The organism is Litorisediminicola beolgyonensis (genome assembly GCF_042679605.1).
Taxonomy (GTDB): Bacteria; Pseudomonadota; Alphaproteobacteria; order Rhodobacterales; family Rhodobacteraceae; genus Litorisediminicola; species Litorisediminicola beolgyonensis.
Genome location: NZ_JBHTMU010000003.1, coordinates 107199 through 132332, shown reverse-complemented (window position 1 = coordinate 132332; position 25134 = coordinate 107199). Strand labels below are relative to the sequence as shown.

At 67.6% G+C, this 25134-nt stretch carries 25 protein-coding genes and 1 tRNA gene; 18 read left to right on the top strand and 8 right to left on the bottom strand.

Annotated elements, in window-relative coordinates; genetic code table 11:
- Window positions 1-228: 228 nt before the first annotated feature.
- The gene (locus ACFQ4E_RS02945; protein WP_386801426.1) at window positions 229-2016 is read right to left on the bottom strand and encodes an ABC transporter transmembrane domain-containing protein; all 1788 of its coding nucleotides are present in this window, start codon (window positions 2014-2016) and stop codon (window positions 229-231) included.
- 197 nt (window positions 2017-2213) lie between these two features.
- Window positions 2214-2287 (bottom strand) — tRNA-Gly (locus tag ACFQ4E_RS02940).
- Window positions 2288-2495: 208 nt separating this feature from the next.
- Here ACFQ4E_RS02940 and ACFQ4E_RS02935 point away from each other — a divergent pair.
- Complete coding sequence (locus ACFQ4E_RS02935; RefSeq protein WP_386801425.1) at window positions 2496-3026, top strand: hypothetical protein; 531 nt, start codon at window positions 2496-2498, stop codon at window positions 3024-3026.
- 8 nt (window positions 3027-3034) lie between these two features.
- Here the strand turns inward: ACFQ4E_RS02935 and ACFQ4E_RS02930 are convergent, their stop codons facing one another.
- Window positions 3035-3712 carry an SOS response-associated peptidase gene (locus ACFQ4E_RS02930; RefSeq protein WP_386801424.1) on the bottom strand — a complete coding sequence of 226 codons (678 nt, stop codon included), beginning with the start codon at window positions 3710-3712 and terminating at the stop codon, window positions 3035-3037.
- A 191-nt stretch (window positions 3713-3903) separates the two neighbouring features.
- On the opposite strand from ACFQ4E_RS02930, the gene ACFQ4E_RS02925 reads away from it, so the two are divergent.
- Window positions 3904-4338 (top strand): hypothetical protein, encoded by a 435-nt coding sequence (locus tag ACFQ4E_RS02925; protein WP_386801423.1) that lies wholly within the window; start codon window positions 3904-3906, stop codon window positions 4336-4338.
- 69 nt (window positions 4339-4407) lie between these two features.
- Here ACFQ4E_RS02925 and ACFQ4E_RS02920 read toward each other — a convergent pair whose 3' ends face one another.
- On the bottom strand, window positions 4408-5964 hold the full coding sequence (locus tag ACFQ4E_RS02920; RefSeq protein ID WP_386801422.1) for a bifunctional metallophosphatase/5'-nucleotidase: 1557 nt from the start codon (window positions 5962-5964) through the stop codon (window positions 4408-4410).
- A 152-nt stretch (window positions 5965-6116) separates the two neighbouring features.
- On the opposite strand from ACFQ4E_RS02920, the gene ACFQ4E_RS02915 reads away from it, so the two are divergent.
- The 3 genes from ACFQ4E_RS02915 to arsC are packed head-to-tail and all read left to right on the top strand — an operon-like array spanning window position 6117 to window position 7886.
- The gene (locus tag ACFQ4E_RS02915) at window positions 6117-6458 is read left to right on the top strand and encodes a DUF952 domain-containing protein (RefSeq protein WP_386801421.1); all 342 of its coding nucleotides are present in this window, start codon (window positions 6117-6119) and stop codon (window positions 6456-6458) included.
- 22 nt (window positions 6459-6480) lie between these two features.
- Entirely contained in the window at window positions 6481-7548 is a 1068-nt protein-coding gene (locus ACFQ4E_RS02910) for a quinone-dependent dihydroorotate dehydrogenase (RefSeq protein WP_386801420.1), read from the top strand.
- Window positions 7539-7886, top strand: a complete 348-nt coding sequence (arsC, locus tag ACFQ4E_RS02905) for an arsenate reductase (glutaredoxin) (protein WP_386801419.1) — start codon at window positions 7539-7541, stop codon at window positions 7884-7886. Before ACFQ4E_RS02910 ends, arsC begins: the two co-directional genes overlap by 10 nt.
- Here the strand turns inward: arsC and ACFQ4E_RS02900 are convergent.
- Entirely contained in the window at window positions 7878-8546 is a 669-nt protein-coding gene (locus ACFQ4E_RS02900) for a phosphoribosylanthranilate isomerase (protein WP_386801418.1), read from the bottom strand. The genes arsC and ACFQ4E_RS02900 overlap by 9 nt on opposite strands.
- A 94-nt stretch (window positions 8547-8640) precedes the next feature.
- Window positions 8641-9591, bottom strand: coding sequence for a lipoyl synthase (gene lipA / locus ACFQ4E_RS02895; RefSeq protein WP_386801417.1), 951 nt, complete (start codon window positions 9589-9591; stop codon window positions 8641-8643).
- Window positions 9592-9778: 187 nt separating this feature from the next.
- Here lipA and ACFQ4E_RS02890 point away from each other — a divergent pair, with 187 nt between their 5' ends.
- Entirely contained in the window at window positions 9779-10501 is a 723-nt protein-coding gene (locus ACFQ4E_RS02890; RefSeq protein ID WP_386801416.1) for a VIT1/CCC1 transporter family protein, read from the top strand.
- Between the two features lie 9 nt (window positions 10502-10510).
- Here the strand turns inward: ACFQ4E_RS02890 and ACFQ4E_RS02885 are convergent, their stop codons facing one another.
- Window positions 10511-11326: a DUF6456 domain-containing protein gene (locus ACFQ4E_RS02885; protein ID WP_386801415.1), complete on the bottom strand. Its 816-nt coding sequence runs from the start codon at window positions 11324-11326 to the stop codon at window positions 10511-10513.
- A gap of 513 nt (window positions 11327-11839) precedes the next feature.
- Here ACFQ4E_RS02885 and ACFQ4E_RS02880 point away from each other — a divergent pair.
- A complete protein-coding gene (locus ACFQ4E_RS02880) occupies window positions 11840-12145 on the top strand; it encodes a DUF6477 family protein (protein WP_386801414.1) in 306 nt (101 codons plus the stop codon).
- A 23-nt stretch (window positions 12146-12168) separates the two neighbouring features.
- Here the strand turns inward: ACFQ4E_RS02880 and ACFQ4E_RS02875 are convergent, their stop codons facing one another.
- Window positions 12169-13728 carry a trimethylamine methyltransferase family protein gene (locus ACFQ4E_RS02875; RefSeq protein WP_386801413.1) on the bottom strand — a complete coding sequence of 520 codons (1560 nt, stop codon included), beginning with the start codon at window positions 13726-13728 and terminating at the stop codon, window positions 12169-12171.
- Between the two features lie 190 nt (window positions 13729-13918).
- On the opposite strand from ACFQ4E_RS02875, the gene ACFQ4E_RS02870 reads away from it, so the two are divergent.
- From ACFQ4E_RS02870 to ACFQ4E_RS02820, 11 genes are all read left to right on the top strand, one after another.
- Window positions 13919-14794, top strand: coding sequence for an ankyrin repeat domain-containing protein (locus ACFQ4E_RS02870; protein ID WP_386801412.1), 876 nt, complete (start codon window positions 13919-13921; stop codon window positions 14792-14794).
- Window positions 14791-15465, top strand: a complete 675-nt coding sequence (locus ACFQ4E_RS02865) for a hypothetical protein (protein WP_386801411.1) — start codon at window positions 14791-14793, stop codon at window positions 15463-15465. Before ACFQ4E_RS02870 ends, ACFQ4E_RS02865 begins: the two co-directional genes overlap by 4 nt.
- A gap of 74 nt (window positions 15466-15539) precedes the next feature.
- A complete protein-coding gene (gene guaA, locus ACFQ4E_RS02860; RefSeq protein ID WP_386801410.1) occupies window positions 15540-17108 on the top strand; it encodes a glutamine-hydrolyzing GMP synthase in 1569 nt (522 codons plus the stop codon).
- Between the two features lie 89 nt (window positions 17109-17197).
- Entirely contained in the window at window positions 17198-18070 is an 873-nt protein-coding gene (locus tag ACFQ4E_RS02855) for a DMT family transporter (RefSeq protein WP_386801409.1), read from the top strand.
- 107 nt (window positions 18071-18177) lie between these two features.
- Window positions 18178-19482 carry an outer membrane protein transport protein gene (locus tag ACFQ4E_RS02850; protein ID WP_386801408.1) on the top strand — a complete coding sequence of 435 codons (1305 nt, stop codon included), beginning with the start codon at window positions 18178-18180 and terminating at the stop codon, window positions 19480-19482.
- 129 nt (window positions 19483-19611) lie between these two features.
- Window positions 19612-20508 (top strand): DMT family transporter, encoded by an 897-nt coding sequence (locus tag ACFQ4E_RS02845; protein ID WP_386801407.1) that lies wholly within the window; start codon window positions 19612-19614, stop codon window positions 20506-20508.
- Window positions 20509-20563: 55 nt separating this feature from the next.
- Entirely contained in the window at window positions 20564-21424 is an 861-nt protein-coding gene (locus ACFQ4E_RS02840) for an ATPase (RefSeq protein ID WP_386801406.1), read from the top strand.
- 197 nt (window positions 21425-21621) lie between these two features.
- Window positions 21622-22563, top strand: a complete 942-nt coding sequence (locus ACFQ4E_RS02835; RefSeq protein ID WP_386801405.1) for a homoserine O-succinyltransferase — start codon at window positions 21622-21624, stop codon at window positions 22561-22563.
- A 30-nt stretch (window positions 22564-22593) separates the two neighbouring features.
- On the top strand, window positions 22594-23565 hold the full coding sequence (locus tag ACFQ4E_RS02830; RefSeq protein WP_386801404.1) for an alpha/beta fold hydrolase: 972 nt from the start codon (window positions 22594-22596) through the stop codon (window positions 23563-23565).
- Between the two features lie 50 nt (window positions 23566-23615).
- Entirely contained in the window at window positions 23616-24497 is an 882-nt protein-coding gene (gene ppk2, locus ACFQ4E_RS02825; RefSeq protein ID WP_386801403.1) for a polyphosphate kinase 2, read from the top strand.
- Window positions 24490-25107, top strand: a complete 618-nt coding sequence (locus ACFQ4E_RS02820; protein ID WP_386801402.1) for a TetR/AcrR family transcriptional regulator — start codon at window positions 24490-24492, stop codon at window positions 25105-25107. Before ppk2 ends, ACFQ4E_RS02820 begins: the two co-directional genes overlap by 8 nt.
- The last annotated feature ends 27 nt before the right edge of the window (window positions 25108-25134 follow it).

Sequence of the window (25134 nt, the reverse complement as noted above, 5' to 3'; positions counted from 1 at the left end):
ATGGCGCAGATCCGACGCTCGCTGAGCATCGGAGCACAGCAAACAGTGGCAAAACGCCGCCCCCTTCGACCTCCCCCCACTGCCAGGTCGCCGGGACAACGTCGCGATACCAACGTCGGCTACGCACCGGTGCTCTGCAGAAATCGGCAAAGCGAACCCGCCCGGCTCCAAAACGCACGGCGCCTATCATAAAGCGACCGGCGGCGCCGATAGGCGCGGCGAAACCGCTCATTCGGCGGCGATCCCGTCGGTGAATTGCAGCCGGGCGAGCCGCGCATAAAGCCCGCCCTCGGCCACCAGCGCGTCATGGGTGCCGATAGCGGCGATCCGGCCCTGGTCCATGACCACGATCCGGTCGGCTTTCTTCACCGTCGCAAGCCGGTGCGCGACGATGATCGTCGTGCGCGTTTCGGCCAGCCGGTCGACCGCGGCCTGCACCGCGCGTTCGCTCTCGGCATCGAGCGCCGAGGTCGCCTCGTCCAAGAGCAGGACCGGCGCGTCGCGCAGGATGGCGCGGGCGATGGCGATCCGCTGCTTCTGGCCGCCCGAGAGCATCACGCCGCGTTCGCCGAGCCAGCTGTCATAGCCGTCAGGCAGCGCGGTGATGAACTCATGCGCGGCGGCGGCGCGGGCGGCGGCCTCGATCTCGGCGTCGCTCGCCTCGGGACGGCCGAAGCGAATGTTGTCGCGGGCCGAGGCCGCGAAGATTACCGGGTCCTGCGGCACCAGCGCGATGTGGCGGCGGAAGGCGTCGCGGCTCATCGCGTCTAGCGCCACGCCGTCGAGGGTGATCTCTCCCCGGTCGGGCTCGTAGAAACGCTGGATCAGCTGGATGATCGTGGTCTTGCCCGCGCCTGAAGGGCCCACAAGCGCCACGGTCTCGCCGGGCGCGACGGTCAGCGACACATCATCAAGCGCGGCGATCTCCGGGCGTGCGGGATAGGCGAAGCTGACATCGTGGAAGCCGATCTCGCCGCGGACCGGCTCGGAGAGCGTCCGGGGCGTCTCAGGATCGGCGATGGCGTCCTCAGCGTCGAGCAGCTCCACCAGCCGTTCGGTCGCGCCCGCAGCACGCTGGAGCTCTCCGAAGATCTCCGACAGCGCCGCGACGGCGCCCGCGACCATCACCGCGTAGATCACGAACTGCACCAGCGATCCCACGGTCATGCTGCCCGCGCGCACGTCCCAGGCGCCGATCCAGAGCACGCCTACGATGCCGGTGAAGACCAGGAAGATCACGATCGCGGTCATCACCGCGCGGGTCCAGATCCGGCGCCGCGCCGCGTCGAAGCTCTTTTCGGTCACCTCGGCAAAGGCGGCCCGGCTGATCGCCTCATGGGTGAAGGCTTGCACCGTCTGCACGGCCAGCAGCGTCTCGGACGCGCTGCCCGAGGAGGCGGCGATCCAGTCCTGGTTCTCGCGGCTGAGGCGGCGCACCCGGCGTCCGAGCGTCAGGATCGGCACGATCACGGCCGGAACGATCATCAGCACCATCAGCGTGAGCTTCAGCGACGTGAAGAGCATCAGCACCAGCCCGCCCGCGAAGATCAGGAGGTTGCGCAGTGCGATCGAGATCGACGAGCCGATCACCGACAGGATCAGCGTGGTGTCGGTGGTGATCCGGCTCAGGACCTCGCCGGTCATGACCCGCTCGTAGAAGACCGGCGAGAGGCTGAGGACCCGATTGAAGACGGCCATGCGGATATCCGCGACCACCCGCTCGCCCAAGCGCGTGACCAGCGCGTAGCGCAGCGCGGTGCCGAGCGCGAGAAGCGCGGCGATGCCGAGGGCGGCGGCGAAATACTGGTTCAGGAGCGCGCCGGTGCCGGTCTCGAAATTGTCGACCACCCGGCGCACCGCCATCGGCAGGACAAGCGACACGCAGGCGGTGAGCACCAGGGCGATGATCGCGCCCGCAAGGAGCGGCCGATAGGGAGAGAGAAACGGCCAGAGGCGTGCCAAGGCACCGAGGCGCTTCGATTTCTGTCGGTCTTCCGTCGCGTTCGGGGATGCCATCGGGCCTCTCGTTCTGGATCGGCGCTCGTTTTGGCATGACGGCGCGCAGCGGTAAAGCCGAACCCCCTCCCCGAACGCCGCGGCATGTGCGCGCTGTCGGGTTTGGGCGGCCTGTGAGAGGCGGTTTGTGTGCGGAGACGCGAGTCCGACAGCGCATTGGCCGCGACGCGACACGTGTCGTTCGGGGACTGGAAGGATGGAGCGGGTAGCGGGAATCGAACCCGCACGACTAGCTTGGAAGGCTAGGGCGCTACCATTACACCATACCCGCGCTGGCCTTTGCGTATGCCAAGCCCGCGCGGCGGTCAAGCGGCCCCGGAGCGATGGCGCGCGCGGCCGGGCGGCGCCGTCGACGGCATCGCGGCCCCCTGCCCCGATGCTGCCGGGCATTTGCCTCAAATTTGTCGAAATCCGCGCCTAATCCCGGAGGCAACGCGATGACCGGTGGGGGCCGTTTTCCGCGTGTCGAGGAGTATGCCATGCTGCGCGTGACAGGTATTGCCGCCGCTTTCGCGGTTCTTGGAGCCGCCCAGGCCGCCTATGCGGCCGAACATGAGATCGTCATGCTGGGGGATGGGTATTTCCCGCAGGTGACCTATGCCCAGATCGGCGACACCGTGCGCTTCTTCAACGTCACGACCGAGCCCATGGCCGCCGTTGCCGCCGATGGCAGCTGGACCACCGGCGATGTCGCGGCGGGCGCGGCGGTGACGATCACGATCACCGATGGCATGGTCGGCGCCTTCGCCAACATGTTGGTCGATCAGCCGGAAGAGCAGGCGATGGTCGCGGATGACCAGAGCGCGACCACCGACACGACCACGACCGATAGCGGGACCACCGAGACCGCCTCGACCGACGGCACGGCGACGGATGCCACGACCGATGGCGGCGCCACCGATGCCGGGTCGACCGAGGTCGTCGCCGAGAACAACGGCCAGACCCGCAAGCTCGCAACCGGCCTGATCGACACGGTCAACAGCGCGCCGCTCGAGACCGCCTCGAACTGAGGCCGCCCCTACTCCGCCAGCGGCTCGATCAGCTCGGGTCCGCTGGCGCGATTCGAATTGACCTCCCGCGAGACGCGATGCATCGCCAGATGGCCCTCCTCTGCGGGGGCCATCAGCGTGGCCGCGCCATGACCCGCCTCGCCCAGCCAGAGCGGCCAGTCGGCGGCGTCGAGGATCACCGGCATGCGGTGATGGATCGCGGCCATCTCTGAATTGGCGGCGCAGGTCACGATGGCGCAGGTCCTCAGACGCTCTCCCTCCCGCTCCCAATCCTGCCAGAGCCCGGCAAAGGCCAGCGGCGCCCCGTCGCTGCGGGCGATATACCAGGGCAGCCGGGTTCCGTCGGCATTCTTGGTCCATTCGTAAAAACCGGTGGCCGGGATCAGGCAGCGCCGCGCACGGGCGGCGGCGCGGAAGGCCGGTTTCTCGGCCAGGGTCTCGGCGCGGGCGTTGATCAGGAGCGGCCCGTCGGTCTGGGTCTTGTACCAGTGCGGCAGAAATCCCCAGCGCAGGGCGGAAAGCCTGCGCGGCGCGCTGTCGTCGTCTCCCTCGCGGAGGACGACCGCCACGCTGTTGGTCGGGCAGATGTTGAAGTTCGGGACGGGCGGAAGATCGTTGTCGGGCGCGGCCGCGAAGAGCTGCGCCATGGCGTCATGGGGAAGGGTCAGGGCAAAGCGTCCGCACATGGGGGAAAGATGGGCCGGGAGACGCCGCTTGTCACCCGGTGCTGGCGGTTTCCGGACCGGAAACCGCGCGAAATCCGGTTCGGATTTCGGGTAGCGCGTTTGACGGAGGTCAAGGCACCGGACGGCGGCACGGCTAGGATGCAATGCAGAGCAACGCGGCTCTTCGCCGCCGTTCTTGCCCAGCAGGAGACATGGCGACACTCAAGCGACACAGGCTTTGGGCCCTGGCCACCGCTGCGACCCTGACCCTCTCCGCCTGCACGGACGGTCCCAGCGTCGCCGAGGCGCGGGCCGAGATCACCCCGATCCCACCGGGCCAAGCCCGGATCGCCGTCTACCGCACCCAGAAGGTCCAGGGCTTCGGCGTGAAGCCCACGGTTCTTGTCGACGGGCTCCCGACCGGGCTCTGCGCCGTCAACAGCGTCTTCCATGTCGATCTCCGCCCGGGACGCCACACGGTATCCGCCAGCACGACCGAGACCAGCCTTGTCACGCTGGATCTCGCCGCAGGCGAGACCGGATACGTCCTGTGCAGCATCGCGGTCGGCCCGCTCGTCGGCATACCGGAGCTCTCGACCACCGAGAGGCCAGGCCTCGAGGCACTGATCTTCACCGGGACCTATTAGACGCACCACCGGACATGAAAACGGCGCGCCGGGTCTGACCCGACGCGCCGCAACTCAAGGCCGAACGGCTTATTTCACCGTGATCCGGCCATCCGTGTAGGGCGTGAACGGTCCCTGCTCGGCCAGGTACTCGGCGGTGACATCCGCGAGATCGGGGCCGTAATCATAGGCGTTCTCCGCATCGACGAACATCTTGTAGCCGTCGCCGCCATTGCGGACGTAGTTGTTGGAGACCACGCCGTAGGTCGCCTCGGGATCGAGCGGCTCGCCGTTCACCATCACCTCGGAGACCCGGCTGCCCGGCTCCGCCGCGGTGTCGATGGTGTAGGTCAGCCCTGCGACCTGCGCGAAGCGACCCGCGCCTTCCTCGATCTGGCTGGCGCCGTTCTCGAGCGCCTCAAGCAAAACCGCGCCGGTGACCTGGAAGGTCGAGAGCGTGTTCTGGAACGGCAGCACGGTCAGCACTTCGCCCATCGTCACCTCGCCCGCGTCGATCGAGGAGCGGATGCCGCCGCCGTTCTGGATCGCAACCTGGATGCCCTGATCGGCCACCCGCGCCAGCATCGCGTCGGCGATGAGCGAGCCCATCGCGCATTCCTGCGCCCGGCACTGATCGCGCTCGCCGCTGATCGCCTCGGTGGTCTCGGCCACGACCTTGTTGCGGATCTCGTCGAGCGGCTCGGCCGCCTCCTTGATCCGCGCCACGGTGCCCTCGTCCTCGGCCACGGCCGCGTCGATCAGGAGCGGCTGGCCCTTGGCCTCGGTGATGACGCCAGCATCGTCGAGAGTGACCGTCAGCTCGCCCAGATACTTGCCATAGGCATAGGCCTGCACGATCGCGGTGTCGCCGACCATCGTGGGATATGGCCCCTCGGCCCGCTCCATGTCGCCCAGAAGCGTGTTGGTATGGCCGCCCACGATCACGTCGACACCGGTCGTCTCTTCGGCCACGCGCTGGTCGACGCCGTAGCCCGAGTGGCTGAGCACGATGATCGTGGTCACGCCCTCTTCGGTCAGCTTGTCGACCTCGGCCTGAACCGCCTCGACAGGATCGGTGAAGATGACGTTCGGCCCGGGCGAGGCCAGCTCGTCGGTGTCCTGCGGCGTCAGGCCGATGAGGCCGATCTTCACGCCGGCCTTCTCGATCACGGTGCTCTTCTGGATCACGTCCTTGAGCTGCGCCTCGCCCGAGAGATCGGCGTTCGACATCAGGATCGGGAACTCCACCGCATCGACGAAGCCGCGCAGCACTTCCGGGCCGTCGTCGAATTCGTGGTTGCCCACGGTCATCGCGTCATAGCCGAGCTTGTTCATCATCTCGGCGGCGAGCTTGCCCTTGTAATAGGTGTAGAAGAGCGTGCCCTGGAACTGGTCGCCGCCATCCACGAGGATCGGGTTCTCGGCGCGGGCGCGGGCCTCCTCGATCGCGGTGACGAGACGCGCGGTGCCGCCGAAGCATTCGCCGGCTGCATTGTCCTCGGCCGGGCAGCTCGAATCGTACTTGTTGATCGGCTCGAAACGGGCGTGGAAATCGTTTGTGTGAAGAATGGTGATCGTGGTCTCGGCCTGGGCCGCCACGGCGGTCAGCGCCAGCGTGGCCACGCCTGCGAGGAAACGGAATTTCATCGGGGTCCTTTCCCTGAATGGAAGTGTCGCGGAGGCGATGGTGCACGGCTCAGGCAAAGCTGTCAAAGCTCGCCCTGCGTCAATTCGGCCCTCGGCCGCGAGAATGCGCGGCACATCTTGACCCCTGCCCGCGCGGGCGGCATCTGGGGCGCATGACGCTCATCTACAAACTCTTCCGCGCGCCCGAATATGCCAGCTTCACCGCAGCGGGCGAGACCCTGGGCGCACCGGTCGATCTGCAGGATGGCTACATTCATTTCTCCACCGCCGCACAGGTCGGCGAGACCGCGGCCAAGCATTTCGCGGGCGAGGACGGGCTGATGCTGCTGGCGCTCGATGCAGACCGGCTTGGCGCGGATCTGCGCTGGGAGCCGTCGCGCGGCGGGCAGCTCTTCCCGCATCTCTACCGGAGCCTCCGCTCCGAGGACGTGCTCTGGGCAAAGCCCCTGCCCCTTGGACCCGACGGCCATGTCTTCCCGGACAATCTGGGATGAGCACGGCCCCGAGGAGACCGGCATGACCCGTGCATCCTTCGGCGAACGCGCCGCGCTCTCGCTCCTGCGACGGATCGATCCCGAGCGTGCGCATGGGCTGGCGCTCCACGCGCTGAAGGCCGGGCTCGCGCCCGCGCCGGGCCCCCTGACCTCGCCGCGCCTCGCCACCGAACTGGCCGGGCTGTCGCTGCCGAACCCCGTCGGGCTCGCCGCCGGGTTCGACAAGAACGCCGAGGCGCTCGGCCCCCTCTCGCGCGCGGGCTTCGGCTTCATCGAGGTCGGCGCCGCGACGCCGCGGCCCCAGCCGGGCAATCCGCGCCCGCGCCTCTTCCGGCTGAGGGAGGATCGCGCCGCGATCAACCGCTTCGGCTTCAACAACGAGGGCATGGAGGCGATCGCCGCCCGGCTTGAAAAACGCCCCCAAAACGCGGTGATCGGGCTCAATCTCGGCGCCAACAAGGACAGCACTGACCGCGCGGCGGATTTCGCCACGGTGCTGCGGCGCTGCGGCCCCTCTCTCGATTTCGCGACGGTCAATGTCAGCTCGCCCAACACCGAGAAGCTGCGCGACCTGCAGGGCAAGGACGCGCTCGCCGCGCTCCTCGACGGCGTTCTCGCGGCGCGCGACGGGCTCGACCACCGCGTCGCGGTGTTTCTTAAGATCGCGCCCGATCTCGACGCGGAGGCGCTGAAGGATGTGGCCGAGGTCGCCCGGAGCGCGCGGATCGACGGGGTGATCGCCACCAACACCACGCTGTCGCGCGAGGGCCTCGCCTCGCGCCACGCGAGCGAGGCGGGCGGGCTCTCGGGCCAGCCGCTCTTCGTGCGCTCGACCCAGGTCCTCGCGCAGCTCTCCCGGCATCTCGACGGCGCGCTGCCCCTGATCGGCGTTGGCGGCGTCGGATCCGGCGAGGAAGCCTATGCGAAGATCCGCGCGGGCGCCTCGGCGGTGCAGCTCTATACCGCGCTTGTCTACCGGGGTCTGAGCCTCGGACGGCGGATCTCGGAAGAGCTCGACGGGCTGCTCCTGCGCGACGGGTTCGGATCGGTCGCCGAAGCGGTCGGCACCGGGAGGGATGCATGGCTCTGACGCTCTGGCACAATCCGCGCTGCTCGAAGAGCCGCGCCGCGCTGGCGCTTCTCGAAGCGCGGGGCGCAAAGGTTACATTCCGCCGCTATCTCGAGGACGCCCCCGACCGCCAGGAGATCGAGGCCGCGCTGGCGGCGCTCGACGTCCCCGCAGCCGATCTCCTGCGCTTCGGCGAGGCCGAGGCCAAGGCGCGCGGCCTCACCCGCGACAGCGCGCCAGAGGCGCTCATCGCCGCGATGGCGGAGGTTCCGAAACTGATCGAACGCCCGGTGCTCTTCGCCGGTTCGCGCGCGGTGATCGGCCGCCCTCCCGAGCGGGTGCTCACGCTTCTAGACTGAGCGCAGCTTTGGCGGCGGAGCGACGGCCGCGTCCAGGAACGCGCGGATCTTCGCAGCATCCTTGACGCCTGGTGCGCTCTCGACGCCCGACGACACGTCGACCTGCCGCGCCCCGGTCCGGCGGATCGCTTCGCCGACAGTGTCGGGCGTCAGACCTCCCGCGAGCATCCACGGCACCGGCCAGCGCCGCCCCGCGATCAGCTGCCAGTCGAAGGCCAGACCGTTGCCGCCCGGCAGATCGGCGCCCTTGGGCGGCTTGGCATCGACGAGGATCTGGTCGGCGACGCGGCCATAGGCGTCGATCGCGGCCAGATCGGACGGCTCCGCCACGCCGACCGCTTTCATGACAGGCAGCTTGAACCGCGCGCGCACGGCCGCGACTCGCTCGGGCGTCTCCTCGCCATGCAGCTGGATCATGTCGAGCGGCACCTCCGCCAGCACCGCCTCGAGAAGCGCATCCTCAGGCGAGACGAAGAGCCCGACCTTCGCGCGGCCCGCGGGCACGTCCGCGCAGAGCGCGCGCGCCTGAGAAATATCGACATTACGCGGCGATTTCGGGAAAAACACGAAGCCCAGATAGGCCGCGCCTGCCTCCGACGCCGCCCGCACCGATGCAGCATCCGTCAGCCCGCATATCTTTACTCTGACGGCCCCGTCCATGCGCCGCACCCCTATGCTTCTTCTTTTTCCAAATACCGCCGGGGGTGAATTGGCCGAGGGCCAAGAGGGGCCCCCTTCCCCCCCCCGGCCAGTCTCAAGCGCTGGCGAGCTTCGCCTCGCGCGCCGCGCGGAGCCGGGCGAAATCGTCGCCCGCGTGGTAGCTCGACCGGGTCAGGGGCGTGGCCGAGACCATCAGGAAGCCCTTGCCCCAGGCCGCTTTCTCGTAGCCCGCGAACTCCTCGGGCGTCACGAACCGATCGACCCGGTGGTGCTTCGGCGTCGGCTGCAGGTATTGCCCGATGGTCAGGAAATCGACATCCGCCGCGCGCATGTCGTCCATCACCTGGTGCACCGCGGGACGGTCCTCGCCGAGACCGACCATGATGCCGGACTTCGTGAAGATCGACGGGTCGAGTTCCTTCACGCGCTGCAACAGCCGCAGCGAATGGAAATAGCGCGCGCCCGGACGGACACCGGGATAGAGGCCCGGCACCGTCTCGAGATTGTGGTTGAAGACATCGGGCTTCGCCGCGACCACCGTCTCCAGCACCTCGGGCGTGCATTTCAGGAAATCAGGCGTCAGGATCTCGATCGTCGTGCCCGGCGCGCGGTGGCGGATGGCACGGATCGTCTGGGCGAAATGCTCGGCGCCGCCATCCTCGAGATCGTCGCGGTCGACCGAGGTGATGACGACGTGGTTGAGACCGAGCTTCTTTACCGCGTCGGCGACCCGGCCGGGCTCGAAGAGATCGAGCGCGTCGGGGCGCCCCGTGGCGACATTGCAGAAAGTGCAGCCTCGGGTGCAGATCTCGCCCATGATCATCATGGTGGCGTGCCCCTGGCTCCAGCATTCGCCGACATTGGGGCAGCCCGCCTCTTCGCAGACCGTGGCGAGGTTGTGCTCGCGCATGATCTTGCGGGTCTCGGCATAGCCCTTGCCGCCCGGCGCCTTGACGCGGATCCAGTCCGGTTTCTTCGGCTGGGTATTGTCGGGCCGGTGCGCCTTTTCGGGGTGGCGCTGGCCCGGGATCTTCAAATCGCGCATCGAGCGGGTCTCCCGGCGTTCCGTGGTGCGTTTGCCTAAGGTTAGGGCGTTCCGACCGGATTTGCCAGTGGCGCCGGGGTCATGGCGGCGTTGCGGCGGGAGGATAGCGCGCGGACCGCGCCCCAGCTTTCGTCCCCTGCGGCCGCATTTATACTGCCTCCTCACCCGACGGCAGGAGATCCCGGAGATGAGCGACACACTGACCGATCCCGGAGACAGGCTCTCCGGCGTCCAGCGCTACCTCAAGCCGATCATCTACGGCGGCAATGACGGCATCGTCACCACCTTCGCCATCGTCGCAGGGTTCGCCGGGGCCTCGGCCGAAGGTGCTGCCCAGATCGGCGGCCTCGCGGTCCTGGTCTTCGGGCTCGCCAATCTCTTCGCCGACGCCGTGTCGATGGGCATGGGCGAGTTCCTCTCGGCCCGCTCCAAGGGGCAGCTTTATGCTCGGGAGCGGAAGAAGCTCTGCGCCAGGCTCGCCGTGCGCGATGGCGAGGCTGCGGCAGGGCTCGAGGCGCTGTTCCGGCAGCGCGGGCTCAATGCCGAGGACGCCGCGGCGCTGGCCGAGGCCATGGCCCGCGCGCCGGATCTGTCGGTCGAGCTGCTTCTGGCCGAGCGTCTCGGCCCGAGCGACCCCGAGGCCGACGGCCCCGCCACCAACGGCCTCATCACCTTTGCCGCCTTCGTCGGCTTCGGGACGATCCCGCTTCTGCCCTACATCCTGCGCGAGGCGGATGCGCTGTCGACCCGGCTGTCGCTCGTCGCGACCTTCGCCGCGCTGGCGCTTCTGGGTCTCGTGCGGCGCCGCGCGACCGGCGAGACCGCCCGGCGCGCGCTCGGCGAAACACTGGCCGTGGGCGGGCTCTGCGCGGGCGTGGCCTATGCGGTCGGCTGGCTGGTGGGCGGCTGACCGCCCCGCTCAGCCAATCATCGCCCCCTTGTCGCCCAGCCGCTCGTAATGGCGGCGCAGCCGCTGGAGCGCGATGCGGAGCACGACTTTGCCCGAGCGCGCCGACCAGCCGAGCCGCCTTTCGGCGGTCTCCAGCCCTTCGAGCTGGCAGCAGCACCGCAACGCGACATCCGACAGGCCCGGCCCGAGATCGGCAAGCGCCTGTTCAAGCCGCGCCTTGGCGGCGCTCGCTCCGCGCAGCGCGGCGCCTCCCGTCGCCGAGGCAAGCGCCGCGTCGGTCATCTGAGCCAGCTCGTAATCCTCGCGCAGGCGCTCCCCCGCCGAGACCAGCGCTTCGGCCAGAAACGGCGTGCCGTCGCGGTCGCGGCGGCGTGCGAGGGCCGCAAGCGGGCTGTCGGCGAGAGCGAAGCGGGTCTTGCGCCCGGCCTCTGCATCGCAGTCCCCATCCGCACCGGCATGCCGGAACGCGGCCCCCGCCTCGGCCAATCCCCGCGCGCGGCTTTCCTGCGCGCCGATCATGCCCGCCAGGGCCTGCCGTCCGGTCCCGGTGATCCGGTAGCGCGAGATGCGACCGGGCGCGTCGCAGCCGATCCAGCCCTTGAGCGCCAGCGCCTGCGCCACGGGGCTTGCCACCACCGCGGTGCGCAGGCTGCCGCCCGCGCTGTCGCGCACCACCACTGCCTTGTCCATATCCGCCGCCACGGCCAAAACCGCGCCGGTCTCGCAGAGGCGGCGCAGGACGCGCTGCTCCTCGTGCCCGAGGCTCGCGGTCTCGGGCACTGGCGGTGCGGTCTCGGTCGCGGCGGCAGAGGTGGTCGGGCTCATGGCATCTCCTATCCGGTCTTGCGGCATGTCCGGACGCGGCGGCCGGACGGTTTGAAGCGCGCCGAGCCGCTTCAGGGCGGCGTCGACGAGAGGATCGTCTCGAAGACCTTCGAGACGCCGGACCTGGCGCAGCACCGTCGATGGGTGCTGGCCGGTGCGGCGTGCGAGGGCCCTCAGAGACAGGCCGTTTTCAGTGTGCGCAAGATACAGGCGGGCGGCGTCCGGAACCCAATCCGGAAGCGCCGCTCCGACCCGGTCGAAGCCGGTGAGCGACATTCAAGTTCCCCTGTGTTTCCCCAAAACGGACAGCGATCGGTTCCCCGGCCCATGCCGCCCGGAAACAGCCTAAAGTTGCATTGGTTACCTGTTCGTTAATGCGCAGACTCTGAGGAAACAGTGCCTTGTTATTGATAAATCGTATTTAATTCTGCGTTCGCGATTGTTTCCGGAATCGCAACACCCTTACTGGTTGTGCCATTCTTGTCGCATCACCGCATAGCTGGAGTGCTCGACATGACCGATCTCGCCCGTCACCTCGCCTCGCTTCGCCGCCCGCGCCTGTTGATTCGCGCCGCCCGGATCGGCGCCGACGAATACCGCCGCGCGGTGCATCTGCCGCGTGCCCTGCGCTCCGCAGGACTGCCCGGCACGCCCGAGGCTCTGGCGCGCCTGACCGAGATCGAAGCCGCGCTCGATGACGCGCGCCGCCTGGGCTGCGCGTCCTACACCGTCAGTCGCCATGTCGAAGTGCTGGCCGCGATGATGGGCGAGGCGCGGCTGATCAAGGCACGCGCCGAGCGCCCCGCGCTCGCGGCCTGAAGACCGGCCTCGGGGAGTTCGCCTCAGGAGAAGGCGTCGGGCATCGAGGCTTTTTTCTCGGCCACGTAGGCGTCGAGCGCCTCGCGGGTTCCGGGGTCCATCGCGGGCGCGGAGTAGCTCTCGAGCATCTGCCGCACCTTGACCGAGGCCAGCGCGACGGTGTCGCGGGCGCCCTCTTCGGACCAGGTCTCGTAGGGCTTGTAATCGAGAAGGCGCGAGCGCCAGAACGCGGTCTTGAAGTTGCGCTGGGTATGTGCGCAGCCGAGGTAATGCCCGCCCGGGCCGACCTCGCGGATGGCGTCCATCGCCTGCGCTTCCTCGGACATGTCGATCCCGGCGGCGAGCTTGTGCAGCGCGCCGAGTTGGTCGGCATCCATCACGAACTTTTCGTAGGAGGCCACGAGCCCGCCTTCGAGCCAGCCGCAGGCATGCAGCATGAAGTTCACGCCCGCGAGCAGACCCATGTTGAGCGAGTTCGCGCTCTCGTAGGCGGCCTGCGCGTCGGGCAGCTTCGAGCCGCAGAACGCGCCCGCCGAGCGGTAGGGCAGCCCGAGCCGCCGGGCGAGTTGCCCAGTGCCGTAGGTCACCTGCGCCGCTTCCGGCGTGCCGAAGGTCGGCGCGCCCGAGTTCATGTCGATGGAGGTCACGAAGGCCCCCATGATGACCGGCGCACCGGCGCGCACGAGCTGAGAATAGGCCACGCCCGCCAGCGTCTCGGCGGCGACCTGGGTGAGCGTGCCCGCGACCGAGACCGGCGCCATCGCGCCGCCGACGATGAAGGGCGACACGATCGAGGCCTGGTTCGCCGCGGCATAGGTCTCGAGCGCGCCCATCATGGTGTCGTCGAAGGTCAGCGGCGAGTTGATGTTGACGAGGCTCGTCAGCACGGTGTTTTCCGCCACGAACTCCTTGCCGAAGAGGATCTCGCACATCTCGACGCTGTCCTGCGCCCGGCTGGGCTCGGTCACCGAGCCCATGAAGGGCCTGTCGGTCAGCGTCATATGCGCCATCAGCATGTCGAGATGGCGCTTGTTCACGGGGACGTCGGTCGGCTCGCAGACCGTGCCGCCGGAATGGTGCAGCCAGGGCGACATGTGGCCGAGCTTCACGAAGTTGCGGAAATCCTCGATGGTCGCGTAGCGCCGCCCGGAGACGGCGTCGTGGACGAAGGGCGGGCCGTAGACCGGCGCCAAGACGAGGTTGCGTCCGCCCATCTCGACCGAGCGCTCGGGATTGCGGGCATGCTGGGTGAAGGTCCGGGGCGCGGTCGCGCAGAGCTGGCGCGCGAGGCCCCGCGGGATGTGGACGCGCTCGCCGTCGATCTCGGCGCCCGCGTCTTTCCAGCGCGCGAGCGCCGCGGGGTTGTTGACGAAATTGACGCCGATTTCCCAGAGGATGGTCTCGGCATTGGCCTCGATGATCTCGAGCGCCTCGTCATGCAGGATATCGAGATTGGGCACGTTGCGGGTGATGTAGCGCGCGGCCTCGATCGCGGTGCTCGTGCGCTCCGCCCGCCTGGCGGCACCGCCGCCCCCGGTCCGTCCGCGCCTGCGCCCTGCCCGCTCCGTCACCTGCTCGTCCATGTCGACCGATCCCATTGCTCACGCAGGGCGCTTCGCGCGCCCGTTACCGACCAGATAACGCCGCGCGGGACCAAGTGCGTGTCCCGTTTGCGGCGCATCCGGGGGGAAAGCGACATGTCGGAGCGAGAAGGCTTGGCGGCTTGACCGCGCCGCGCTTCCTTTGAAAGATCAGGTATCGAAGACGTGCGAAGTGAACATTCCCAATATGAAGTTTATTAGTCTTGCGGCGCCGATCCTGTTTTGCGCCGCGGCCGTTCAGGCCGACGAATGCGAAGATTTCGACGACGCCGCATTCTGGAAAACCGCAGGCGCCACCCTTGTTGCGGGGTGCCTGTTCGAAACGCCCGCGCTTGCTGACACCACCTTCGAGGATGGCCGCCAAGCTTTGCACATCGCGGCAGAGCACGCAGTCGATCCGGCCGTGATCGCGGCCCTTGCCGTCGCAGGAGCCGATCTCGATGCTCGGGTCGGCCCCGACGAGTGCGATTTCGGAAGCTTCTGCGCAGACACCGCGGTCCATATCGCCGCACGTCGCACGGACGGATTGCCCATCCTGCTGGTCCTCCTCGCGAGCGGCGCCGACGCCGACCTCTACGGCAAGAACGGCGCAACCGCGATCCACAGTGCCGCTGCCCATGGCACAGGTGTCGGCCACCATGGCATCGACGCGCTTGCGGCCAGCGGCGCTGCCGCAGATCGCCTGGACAACGACGGATGGATGGCGCTGCACGAGGCGCTGCGGACCGAAAGGCCCGATCTCGATGTGATTGAGAGCTTGCTGCGGGCGGGCGCCGGTGCAGGCGACAAGAACGAGGACGAAGCGCCCGCAATCGCGATCGCCGCGCGAATGAACACCGCCCCCGAGGCACTTTTCCTGCTTGCAGAGGACTACAAGACACGCCGCTTCCCCAATGGCAGCTTGTGTTCGACAGACGATGACGGTCGAACCTTCGTCGAAAACCTTGGCGACAATACCCGCCTCAGGGAGCATCCTCGGGTCGAGAGGATCTATCAGCAGACACTCGCTCTTTGCGGCCGGTCGGACGCAGAGGAGACTGGCAAATGATCCGAGGCATCCTCCGCTGGAGTGTGAGGGTCGTCCTGCGCGTCACGAAGACCGTGATTTTCTGGTCCGTGCTGGCCGCGTTCCTGCTGGTCTGGAATATCGCCAGCTTCACCCTGCCCTGGGCGTCTGCCGCAATGGTGTCGGCTGCGAACAGGCTGGTGAGCACGGCCTCAGTGGTCACGAGAAAAGACTTTGCAGACCTGAAAGTTCAGAATCTGAAGCTAGAACGAGACCTGAATTCTTTGCGGAAACAGAAACCTTCCGCATCCAAGCTGCGTCGCGTGTCCAATCGCGGTCGTACGCGATTGGTGCGAAGCATCGAACGTTCCTTCGTATCGATTCCCTCGCAAAGCGCCCCGATCGTCGGTGCGGCTGTTGTCGTCATCGTGACCGCTCTGGAAATCAAGGACGCCTGTGACACGCTCCGCGATCTGGATGAGCTGGATCCCGGAGGCGGCGACGGTTTGGCCAGTGATGCAACGGACGCCTGCGATTGGGCATATAGCTGGATCGAGAACCCCGACCCTGTGATCGAGAACCTTCCCCAGTGCAGAGACGTTCATGAACAGCTTCTAGAAGATGGAAGCACCGAAGCGGCGGAGGCCGTCGATCGAGTTTGCGAATGCATTCGGAACTACGGGAAGGATTGCGAGCGAGAACTCGGCAAGTAGCTGGAGCCGTCCTCATCAGCCGCACCCTGCACCCTCTCTTGCACCATCCCGGCCTTGGCGCTACTGGCAAGCGCATGACCGACGCCCAGCATGACCGCCTCCTCATCATCGATTTCGGCTCCCAGGTGACGCAGCTTATCGCGCGGCGTCTGCGCGAGCTCGGGGTCTATTGCGAGATCCATCCCTATCAGAACGTTACCGACGCCTTCCTCGCGGAGTTCGCGCCGAAGGCGGTGATTTTCTCGGGCGGGCCCGACAGCGTGACCCGCGAGGGCAGCCCGCGGCCGCCGAAAAGCGTCTACGATCTGGGCGTGCCAATCCTCGGGATCTGCTACGGCCAGCAGGTGATGATGCAGGACCTGGGCGGGCGCGTCGTCGGTGGCGAGGGCACCTCGGAGTTCGGGCGCGCGCATGTCAGCCCGTCCGAGGACCGCATCGACCTTCTGAACGGCTGGTTCCTCGACGGATCGGGCCGCGAGCAGGTCTGGATGAGCCATGGCGACCATGTGGCCGAGATCGCGCCCGGCTTCGCGGTCTACGGCACCTCACCCGGCGCGCCTTTCGCGATCACCGCCGATCTAGAGCGCCGCTTCTACGCGGTGCAGTTCCACCCCGAGGTGCAACACACGCCGAACGGCGCCACGCTCTACGCCAATTTCGTGCGCGACGCGGGCTTCGGCGGCGACTGGACGATGGGCGCCTATCGCGAGGAAGCGGTCCAGAAGATCCGCGAACAGGTCGGCGATGCCAAGGTCATCTGCGCGCTCTCGGGGGGTGTCGATAGCTCGGTCGCCGCGGCGCTGATCCACGAGGCCGTGGGCGACCAGCTCACCTGCGTCTTCGTCGATCACGGGCTTCTGCGTATGAACGAGGCGCAGGAGGTGGTGGCGATGTTCCGCGATCATATGAACCTGCAGGTCATCCATGCCGAGGAGCAGGAGCTGTTCCTGGGCGAGCTCGACGGCGTCTCGGACCCCGAGACCAAGCGCAAGATCATCGGGCGGCTCTTCATCGACGTGTTCCAGAAATACGCCGACCAGATCGAGGGCGCGGCGTTCCTGGCGCAGGGCACGCTCTACCCGGATGTGATCGAGAGCGTCAGCTTCTCGGGCGGGCCCTCGGTCACGATCAAGTCGCATCACAACGTGGGCGGCCTGCCCGAGAAGATGGGCCTCAAGCTCGTCGAGCCACTGCGCGAGCTCTTCAAGGACGAGGTCCGCGCGCTCGGTCGCGAACTGGGCCTGCCCGACAGCTTCATCGGCCGCCACCCTTTCCCCGGACCCGGCCTCGCGATCCGCTGCCCGGGCGAGATCACCCGCGAGAAGCTCGAAATCCTGCGCCGGGCGGATGCGGTCTATATCGACCAGATCCGGAAGCACGGGCTCTATGACGAGATCTGGCAGGCCTTCGCGGCGATCCTGCCGGTGCGCACCGTCGGCGTGATGGGCGACGGGCGGACCTACGACTACGCCTGTGCGCTCCGCGCCGTGACCAGCGTCGACGGCATGACCGCGGATTACTACCCCTTCAGTCATGAGTTCCTCGGCGAGACCGCCACGCGGATCATCAACGAGGTCAAGGGCATCAACCGGGTGTTCTACGACATCACCTCGAAACCGCCCGGCACGATCGAGATGGAATGAGCCGCAGGCGGACCGTGAGCGCCGCCTGCCCTCGCACCCCGCATCGCGGCGTGCTACTGCGTCCCTGAACGGCCACTTCCGGAGCGCGCATGTCCCCGACCCTGACCGCCGCGCTCTGGATGACCGGCTCCATCGCCTCCTTCACCGCCATGGCGGTGGCGGGGCGCGAGGTGAGCCTCGATCTCGATACGTTCGAGATCATGCTCTACCGGAGCCTCATCGGCATCTTCATCGTGCTCTCCGTCACCACGGCGACCGGAACCCGCAGTCGCATCCGCGCGCAGAAGCTTGGCCTGCACGCGGTGCGCAACCTGGCGCATTTCACCGGCCAGAACCTGTGGTTCTACGCTCTGACCGTCATTCCGCTGGCGCAGGTCTTCGCGCTCGAGTTCACCTCGCCCATATGGGTTATGCTGCTCTCGCCGCTGGTGCTGAAGGAAAGCCTGACCCGGACGCGGGCCTTCTCGGCGGTGTTGGGCTTCATCGGCATCCTGATCGTCGCGCGGCCCTCGCCCGAGACGCTGTCTCCGGGGCTCTTCGCCGCGGCGGGCGCGGCGGTGTCCTTCGCGGCGACCGCGGTCTTCACGCGGCGGCTGACGCGGACCGAGAGCATCCCCTCGATCCTTTTCTTCCTGACGGTGATGCAGGCGGTGTTCGGCCTCGTCTGCGCGGGCATCGACGGAGACATCACCTTGCCCGCTGCCGAAAGCTGGCCCTGGGTGGTGCTGATCGCCGCCGCGGGGCTTCTGGCGCATTTCTGCCTGACCACGGCGCTGTCGCTTGCGCCCGCCACGGTGGTCATGCCCATCGACTTTGCGCGCCTGCCGGTGATCGCCCTGGTCGGGATGCTGCTCTATGCCGAACCGCTGGATCCGCTGGTTATTCTGGGTGCAGCAATCATCTTTTGCGCGAATTATCTCAACATATGGGTTGAGACGACACAGTCTGTGGCAAATAAATGACGCCACGTCCCGCAGCAGAATGTGACGTTACGTGCAAATTGATAATGGATCGTGCTTCCCGTTTTGTCCCTCACGTGGAGACATCTGTTTTCAGGATGAGGGATGCAATGAAACAACTTCTAATGAGCGTGTCGGTGCTGGCAGCCGCGACAGGCGCTGCACAGGCCGCGGGGCTGGACCGCTCGGGCCAGAGCGTGGCGTCGATCTTCGGTGCGGACAACAGCGCGTCGCTGAGCTTCGGCTACGTGATGCCGAGCGTCGAGGGCGAGGATATCGGTGGCGCCGGGGGCAGCTACGAGAACGTCGGGGGCAATTACGCCCTGATGGGCTTGAGCTACACCAACCGCGTCAACGACAAGTTCAACTACACCGTCACCTTCGATCAGCCCTATGGCGCGGATATCGAATACGGCTCGAGCCCGCTGGCGTCGAACCTTGGCGGCACCTATGCCGACCTGAACAGCCGCGCCATCGGCTTCGTCGGCCGCTACCAGGTCACGCCGCGATTCTCGGTCTTCGGCGGCGTCCGTGCCGAGCAGATCGACGCCGAGGTCGGCCTGAACGGTGTGGCCTATCGCAACGCGATCGCCACTTCCGCGGTGGCGGGCCAGTTCAACGCGGCCCTGCCGTCGGTCGCACCGCAGCTCTCGGCCTCCGAGCTTGGCGCGGCGCTGGCGCGCGCGCAGGCCGGTGATCTGTCGGGCGCGGCCACCATCGACGGGACCTATGGCGCGGGCACCTTCTCGGCGCTCTCCGACGGGTTCACGAACACCGCCGCGGGCTTCGCCGCCACCGGCGGGTACGAGTTCGAGATGGAGGCCGACACCTCGCCGAACTACCTGATCGGCATGGCATACGAGATCCCGGACATCGCGCTGCGCTTCGCGGCCACCTACTCGTTCGAGACCGAGCACGAGGCCGACACCACCGAGCGTCTGCTCGGCACGAGCTATGACGGCACCGTCGAATACGTGGCGCCTGCGTCGCTGAACCTCGAGTTCCAGACCGGCATCGCCGCCGACACCCTGCTGCTCGCGGGCTATCGCTGGACCGATTTCTCGGCCGTGAACCTCGTGCCCGAGACGCTCGGCTCCGACCTCGTCAATCTCGAGGATGGTCACCGTTACAGCATCGGCGTCGGCCGCCGCTTCTCGCCCGATCTCTCGGCCTCCTTCACCGTGCTCTACGAGCCCGAGGGCGAAGGCGAGACGGTCTCGCCGCTCGGACCGACGGACGGGCTTCTGGGCCTGACCGTGGGCGCGCTCTACACCAAGGACAACATCCGCATCTCCGGCGGCCTGAACTACTCCTGGCTCGGCGATGCCGATGCGGGCGTGGCGGACCAGCCGGTGGCACGGTTCGAGGACAACTCGGTTCTGGGCCTCGGCCTGCGCGCCGAAGTGACTTTCTGATCTTCGGATCGGTTTGAAACGGCAACGCCCGGACCTTGCGGTCCGGGCGTTTTGCGTTCCCGGAGGCGCGCTGGCGCATTGCGCAGGCTTCGGGTCGCAGCGCGGGCGGCGATCCGAGAAGATCGGCCCATGACACTCTCGACCCGCGCCCTAGCAGACCTCCTGCTTCTCGCCCTGTTCTGGGGCGCGTCGTTCCTGGCCATCCGCACCGCGCTCGACGAGATCGGGCCACTGACGACCGTGGCGTTGCGCGTGGCACCTGCGGCGGCGCTCCTTTGGGCCTGGGCGGGCCTTCGGGGACACGCGCTGCCGCCGCGCGCCGCCTGGTCCGCGCTGGCGGTGATGGGACTTCTGAACAACGCCATTCCCTTCACGCTGATGGCCTGGGGGCAGCTCTTCATTCCGACGGGACTGACGGCCATCCTGAACGTGACGACCGCGATCTGGGGCGCGCTGGTCGCAGCCCTCGTCTTCTCGGACGAGCGGTTGAGCCCGGCACGCGCGGCCGCGATCCTCCTGGGCTTCGCGGGCGTGGTCCTTGCCGTCGGGCCCGAGGCGCTGGCGGGCGCCGGAAGCGATCTTTGGGCCTCGGGCGCGGTGCTGTTGGGCACATTCTCCTACGCGCTGGCGGGCGCCTGGGCCCGCGCCACGCTCGCCCAAGTGCCGCCCGTGGTCGCCGCGGCGGGGATGCTGACCGGCGCGAGCCTGATCATGGTGCCGCTGGCCCTGGCTGCCGAAGGCGTGCCGCCAGTGCCCTCCGGGTCGACGGTCCTGGCGATCCTCTATTACGCCGGGGTCGCGACCGGCATCGCCTATCTCCTCTATTTTCGCATCCTCGCGCAGGCGGGTAGCGCCAATCTGTTGCTCGTCACGCTCCTGATCCCGCCGGTCGCGATCGTGCTCGGGGCGCTGGTACGGGGAGAGGCGCTGCCCCCCTCGGCCTTCGCAGGGCTGGCGGCGCTGGCGGTGGCGCTTCTGATCCTCAGGGTACGGCCACCGCGCCGCGTGCGACCCAAAGGGGTTTGACGCAGGACGCCGCGGCCACTACGCATCGCCTCCGACACCCGACCGAGGCCCACGCATGCTTTACGATACCGCCGACGCCTGGCGCACCGCGCCGAAGAAGCGCGTCCTGCTTTTCGCCATGTCGGGCCTCGGCAAGACCCATGTCGCGACCATGCTGCGCGACAGCGGCGACTGGTTCCACTACTCGATCGATTACCGCATCGGCACCCGCTACATGGGCGAATACATCGCCGACAACGCCAAGCGCGAGGCGATGGCGGTGCCCTTCCTGCGCGATCTCCTGATGTCGGATTCGATCTATATCGGCTCGAACATCACCTTCGACAATCTCGAGCCGGTCTCGACCTATCTCGGCAAGCCCGGCGATCCGGCCCGCGGCGGCATGGAGATCGAGACCTACCGGATGCGCCAGACCCAGTTCGCCCGCGCCGAGAAACAGGCGCTTCTCGACACCGGCTATTTCATCGACCGGGCCGAGGCGCTTTATGGCTATCCGCATTTCATCTGCGACACCGGCGGGTCGATCTGCGAATGGGTCGATCCCGAGGACCCGGCCGATCCGATCCTGACCGCGCTCTCCGAGCGCTGCCTGATGGTCTGGATCGAAGGCACCGAGGCCCATACCGAGGAACTGGTGCGCCGCTTCGACCGCGCGCCGAAGCCCATGGCCTACCGCCCCGATTTCCTGGAGGCGGCCTGGGAGCGCTACCTTGCCGAGGCCGGTGCCGCGCCGAGCGAGGTCGACCCCGACGCCTTTATCCGCTGGACCTTTGCCGCGGCGCTTGCGCACCGCCAGCCGCTCTATGCCGCGATGGCGCGGAACTGGGGCGTGACGGTGCCGGCGCAGGCGATGGCGCAGGTGCGCTCGGCCGAGGATTTCGACGCGGTGATCGCGGACGCCATCGCGGCGCGCTGAAGGCTCTGCTGACGCCGCTTGCGCGTTTGAGCGGCGCCGTGCGCGTGGCAGGCGGTGCGTGGCGTATTTGGAAAAAGAAGAAGCCAAAGGCGTGGCGCCCCGGATCCAGTGGCCGGCGCTGACGGGTGGGGCCGGTTGTGCCTTGGCGCGCGCGGGCCTATGTCACGACGACTGTTGACCGTAACGGACGTTCCGCGATGCCCATCAAGCTCCCCCGCAGCCTGCCCGCCTATGACGTGCTCTCGCGCGAAGGGGTCATGGTGATGCCGGAGAGCGCGGCGGACGCCCAGGACATCCGTCCGATCCGGATCGGGCTTCTGAACCTGATGCCGAAGAAGATCGCCACCGAGAACCAGTTCGCTAGGCTGATCGGAGCGACGCCGCTGCAGATCGAGTTCTCGCTGATCCGCATGACCAGCCACGAGACCAAGACCACCGCGGCCGAGCACATGGAGAGCTTCTACCGCCCCTTCGCCGAGGTCGCGGCCTCGGGCGAGAAGCTCGACGGGCTGATCATCACCGGCGCGCCGATCGAGCATCTGCCGTTCGAGGAGGTGACCTATTGGGACGAGCTTTGCGAGGTCTTCGACTGGACGCAGGGCCATGTGCACTCGACCTTCGGCGTCTGCTGGGGCGGGATGGCGATGATCCATCATTTCAACGGGGTCGAGAAGCTGCCGCTCGAGCACAAGGCCTTCGGCTGCGTGCGGCATCGCAACTGCGCGCCCGCCTCGCCCTATCTGCGCGGGTTCTCGGACGACATGGTGATCCCGGTGTCGCGCTGGACCGAGATGCCGCGCGACCAGATCACCGCCGCGGGATTGCCGATCCTGATCGACAGCGACGAGACGGGGCCGTGCCTGGTGGAGGATGCCGCGCACCGGGCGCTCTACATCTTCAACCATCTCGAATATGACAGCGATACGTTGAAGCAGGAATACGACCGCGACGTGGCCCAGGGCACGCCGATCAATGTGCCCGCGAATTACTATCCCGAGAACGATCCCACCCGCGCGCCGCTCAATCGGTGGAAGAGCCATGCGCATCTCCTGTATGGCAACTGGGTCTCCGAGATCTATTTGACCACTCCCTATGACATCTCGCAGATCGGCCAGTCCTCGACCGACCTGCGCAGGTAGTGTGTGATGTTTACCGGGTAGAGACCTGACATGACGCTAAAAATCCTCCTTGCACTTGGGCTTCTCCTGTTGGGCGGTTGCGCGGTGATCGACCGCAAGGCCGACCGTCGCGAGGCCCGGTTCGAGGAGCGCTGGCCGCCGGTCGGGCAGTTCCTCGAGGTCGACGGGCGCCGGGTGCATGCGCTGGTGACCGGCGAAGGGCCGGACCTCGTTCTGCTGCACGGCGCGAGCGGCAATATCCGGGACTTCACCTTCGATTTCGTCGACCGGGTGAAGGATCGCTACCGCGTGATCGTCTTTGACCGTCCCGGTCTCGGCTATACCGACCGCGCGCCCGGCACGCCCGAGAGCATCTTCGCCGCGCGCGCGGAGAGCCCGGCGGCGCAGGCGGCGTTTCTGAAGAAGGCTGCCGATCTTCTTGGTGTAAAAGACGAAATTGTTCTCGGCCACTCCTATGGTGGCGCCGTTGCGCTGGCCTGGGGGCTCGATCACGATCCGGCCGCGCTTGTCGTTCTCTCCGGTGCGGTGATCCCGTGGAGCGGCGGGCTCGGGCTGCAATACAACGTGCTGGGCTCGCCCCTGGGCGGCGCGATGATCCCGCCGGTGGCCACCGCCTTTGCGACGCGCGGGCTGATCGACCAGACAGTCGCGGAGATCTTCAAGCCGCAACCCGCGCCCGAGGGCTATGTCGATCATGTCGGCCCGGGCCTGACGCTCCGACGCGAGACAGTCCGCGCCAATGCGCGCCAGCTGACCGATCTGCACGGGCATGTCAGCGCCATGGCGCTGCGCTACGGAAGCCTGACGCTGCCGGTGGAGATCGTGCACGGAACCGAGGACGACGTGGTGCCGGACCATGTGCATGCCGGCCCGCTCTCGGAGCTTTTGCCCAACGATACCCTGACGCTCCTGCCGAATGTCGGCCACATGCCGCATCACGCCCAGCCGCAGGCGGTGGTCGATGCGATCGACCGCGCGGCGGCGCGCGCGGGTTTGCGTTAATCTCTTTCACATTCCATAGTCGCCCGGAACAATTGCCGAGGAGATGGCCGGTGAGCCTGCCTTTCGACGGCGCGATCAGCGCCTTTCACGACCAGGACGCGCCGCAGGCGCTCCGCGACGCCATCGCCCGCGCCGAGAAGGGCGACGTGCTCGATCCGAGCTATCCCTATTCCGAGCGCATGGCGCGCAAGCCCTACGAGAAGGAGCTCGAGCGGCTGCAGATCGAACTGGTCAAGATGCAGGCCTGGGCCAAGGAGACCGGCGCGCGCGTGGTGGTGGTTTTCGAGGGCCGCGATGCCGCCGGAAAAGGCGGCACGATCAAGCGCTTCCGGGAGAATCTCAATCCTCGGGGCGCGCGGGTCGTGGCGCTCTCGAAGCCGTCGGATACCGAGAAGGGCCAGTGGTATTTCCAGCGCTACGTCGCGCAGATGCCGACCGCGGGCGAGATCGTGTTCTTCGACCGCTCCTGGTACAACCGGGGCGTCCTCGAGCATGTCTTCGGGTTCTGCACCCCCGAAGAGCGGGAGCGTTTCTTCGCGCAGGTCACCGAGTTCGAGGCGATGCTGGTGCAGGACGGGGTGCATCTGGTGAAGTTCTGGCTGAACGTCGGTCGCGCCGAGCAGTTGCGCCGCTTCCTCGACCGCGAGAGCGATCCCCTGAAGCAGTGGAAGCTGAGCTGGATCGATGTCGAGGGTCTGAAGAAATGGGACGCCTATTCCGAGGCCATCGCCGAGACGCTCGACCGCTCCGAGCATGCGGCCGCCCCCTGGACGGTGATCCGCTCGGACGACAAGCGCCGCGCGCGGCTGGCAGCGATCCGCACCGTTCTCTCCGGGCTCGATTACGACCAGAAGACCGAGAAGGCGCTCGGACAAGCCGATCCCGGCATCGTCGGCGGGCCCGAGCTCTGGGCCGACCGCGGACATGGCTAAGCGCGGCTATCATCACGGCGACCTCGCGCAGGCGCTGGTCGATGCGACGCTCACCCTGATCGAGGCGAAAGGCCCGACGGGCTTTACCCTGTCCGAGGCCGCCAAGCTCGCGGGCGTCACCCCCGCGGCGGTCTATCGCCATTTCGACGGGCGCGAGGCGATGATCGCCGAGGCCGCGCGCCAGGGCTACATGATCTTTCTCGACGTGATGGAGGGGGCCTACCGGTCGGGGCAGCCCTCGGCGCTCGCGGCCTTCGAGGCGACCGGTCGCGCTTACTTGCGCTTCGCGCAGGAGCATCCCGGCCACTATATCGCGATGTTCGAAAGCGGCATCTCGATCAACCGCTCCGCCGATCTGGCCGCCGTCGCGAATCGCGCCTGGGGCGTGCTCGAGCAGGCCGCGGCGGATCTCTCGCAGCACATCCCCGCCGCCAAGCGCCCGCCCGCGGCGATGTTCTCCGCCCATATCTGGGCCTTGTGCCACGGCGTGGTCGAGCTCTTCGCCCGGAACTCGCCCGGCAACCAGTCGCCCTTCCCGGCCGAGGACCTGCTCGAGACCGGGATCGGCGTCTACCTCCGCGGCCTGGGGCTTTTGCCGCCCGACGCCTGAGCGTCGCGCCGCCCCTTGAACCCCGCG

What these genes read in the sequence shown, in the direction of transcription:
- ACFQ4E_RS02945 (WP_386801426.1), bottom strand. Translation starts at nt 2,016, where the DNA reads ATGGCATCCCCGAACGCGACGGAAGACCGACAGAAATCGAAGCGCCTC.
- ACFQ4E_RS02935 (WP_386801425.1), top strand. Translation starts at nt 2,496, where the DNA reads ATGCTGCGCGTGACAGGTATTGCCGCCGCTTTCGCGGTTCTTGGAGCC.
- ACFQ4E_RS02930 (WP_386801424.1), bottom strand. Translation starts at nt 3,712, where the DNA reads ATGTGCGGACGCTTTGCCCTGACCCTTCCCCATGACGCCATGGCGCAG.
- ACFQ4E_RS02925 (WP_386801423.1), top strand. Translation starts at nt 3,904, where the DNA reads ATGGCGACACTCAAGCGACACAGGCTTTGGGCCCTGGCCACCGCTGCG.
- ACFQ4E_RS02920 (WP_386801422.1), bottom strand. Translation starts at nt 5,964, where the DNA reads ATGAAATTCCGTTTCCTCGCAGGCGTGGCCACGCTGGCGCTGACCGCC.
- ACFQ4E_RS02915 (WP_386801421.1), top strand. Translation starts at nt 6,117, where the DNA reads ATGACGCTCATCTACAAACTCTTCCGCGCGCCCGAATATGCCAGCTTC.
- ACFQ4E_RS02910 (WP_386801420.1), top strand. Translation starts at nt 6,481, where the DNA reads ATGACCCGTGCATCCTTCGGCGAACGCGCCGCGCTCTCGCTCCTGCGA.
- arsC (WP_386801419.1), top strand. Translation starts at nt 7,539, where the DNA reads ATGGCTCTGACGCTCTGGCACAATCCGCGCTGCTCGAAGAGCCGCGCC.
- ACFQ4E_RS02900 (WP_386801418.1), bottom strand. Translation starts at nt 8,546, where the DNA reads ATGGACGGGGCCGTCAGAGTAAAGATATGCGGGCTGACGGATGCTGCA.
- lipA (WP_386801417.1), bottom strand. Translation starts at nt 9,591, where the DNA reads ATGCGCGATTTGAAGATCCCGGGCCAGCGCCACCCCGAAAAGGCGCAC.
- ACFQ4E_RS02890 (WP_386801416.1), top strand. Translation starts at nt 9,779, where the DNA reads ATGAGCGACACACTGACCGATCCCGGAGACAGGCTCTCCGGCGTCCAG.
- ACFQ4E_RS02885 (WP_386801415.1), bottom strand. Translation starts at nt 11,326, where the DNA reads ATGAGCCCGACCACCTCTGCCGCCGCGACCGAGACCGCACCGCCAGTG.
- ACFQ4E_RS02880 (WP_386801414.1), top strand. Translation starts at nt 11,840, where the DNA reads ATGACCGATCTCGCCCGTCACCTCGCCTCGCTTCGCCGCCCGCGCCTG.
- ACFQ4E_RS02875 (WP_386801413.1), bottom strand. Translation starts at nt 13,728, where the DNA reads ATGGACGAGCAGGTGACGGAGCGGGCAGGGCGCAGGCGCGGACGGACC.
- ACFQ4E_RS02865 (WP_386801411.1), top strand. Translation starts at nt 14,791, where the DNA reads ATGATCCGAGGCATCCTCCGCTGGAGTGTGAGGGTCGTCCTGCGCGTC.
- guaA (WP_386801410.1), top strand. Translation starts at nt 15,540, where the DNA reads ATGACCGACGCCCAGCATGACCGCCTCCTCATCATCGATTTCGGCTCC.
- ACFQ4E_RS02855 (WP_386801409.1), top strand. Translation starts at nt 17,198, where the DNA reads ATGTCCCCGACCCTGACCGCCGCGCTCTGGATGACCGGCTCCATCGCC.
- ACFQ4E_RS02850 (WP_386801408.1), top strand. Translation starts at nt 18,178, where the DNA reads ATGAAACAACTTCTAATGAGCGTGTCGGTGCTGGCAGCCGCGACAGGC.
- ACFQ4E_RS02845 (WP_386801407.1), top strand. Translation starts at nt 19,612, where the DNA reads ATGACACTCTCGACCCGCGCCCTAGCAGACCTCCTGCTTCTCGCCCTG.
- ACFQ4E_RS02840 (WP_386801406.1), top strand. Translation starts at nt 20,564, where the DNA reads ATGCTTTACGATACCGCCGACGCCTGGCGCACCGCGCCGAAGAAGCGC.
- ACFQ4E_RS02835 (WP_386801405.1), top strand. Translation starts at nt 21,622, where the DNA reads ATGCCCATCAAGCTCCCCCGCAGCCTGCCCGCCTATGACGTGCTCTCG.
- ACFQ4E_RS02830 (WP_386801404.1), top strand. Translation starts at nt 22,594, where the DNA reads ATGACGCTAAAAATCCTCCTTGCACTTGGGCTTCTCCTGTTGGGCGGT.
- ACFQ4E_RS02820 (WP_386801402.1), top strand. Translation starts at nt 24,490, where the DNA reads ATGGCTAAGCGCGGCTATCATCACGGCGACCTCGCGCAGGCGCTGGTC.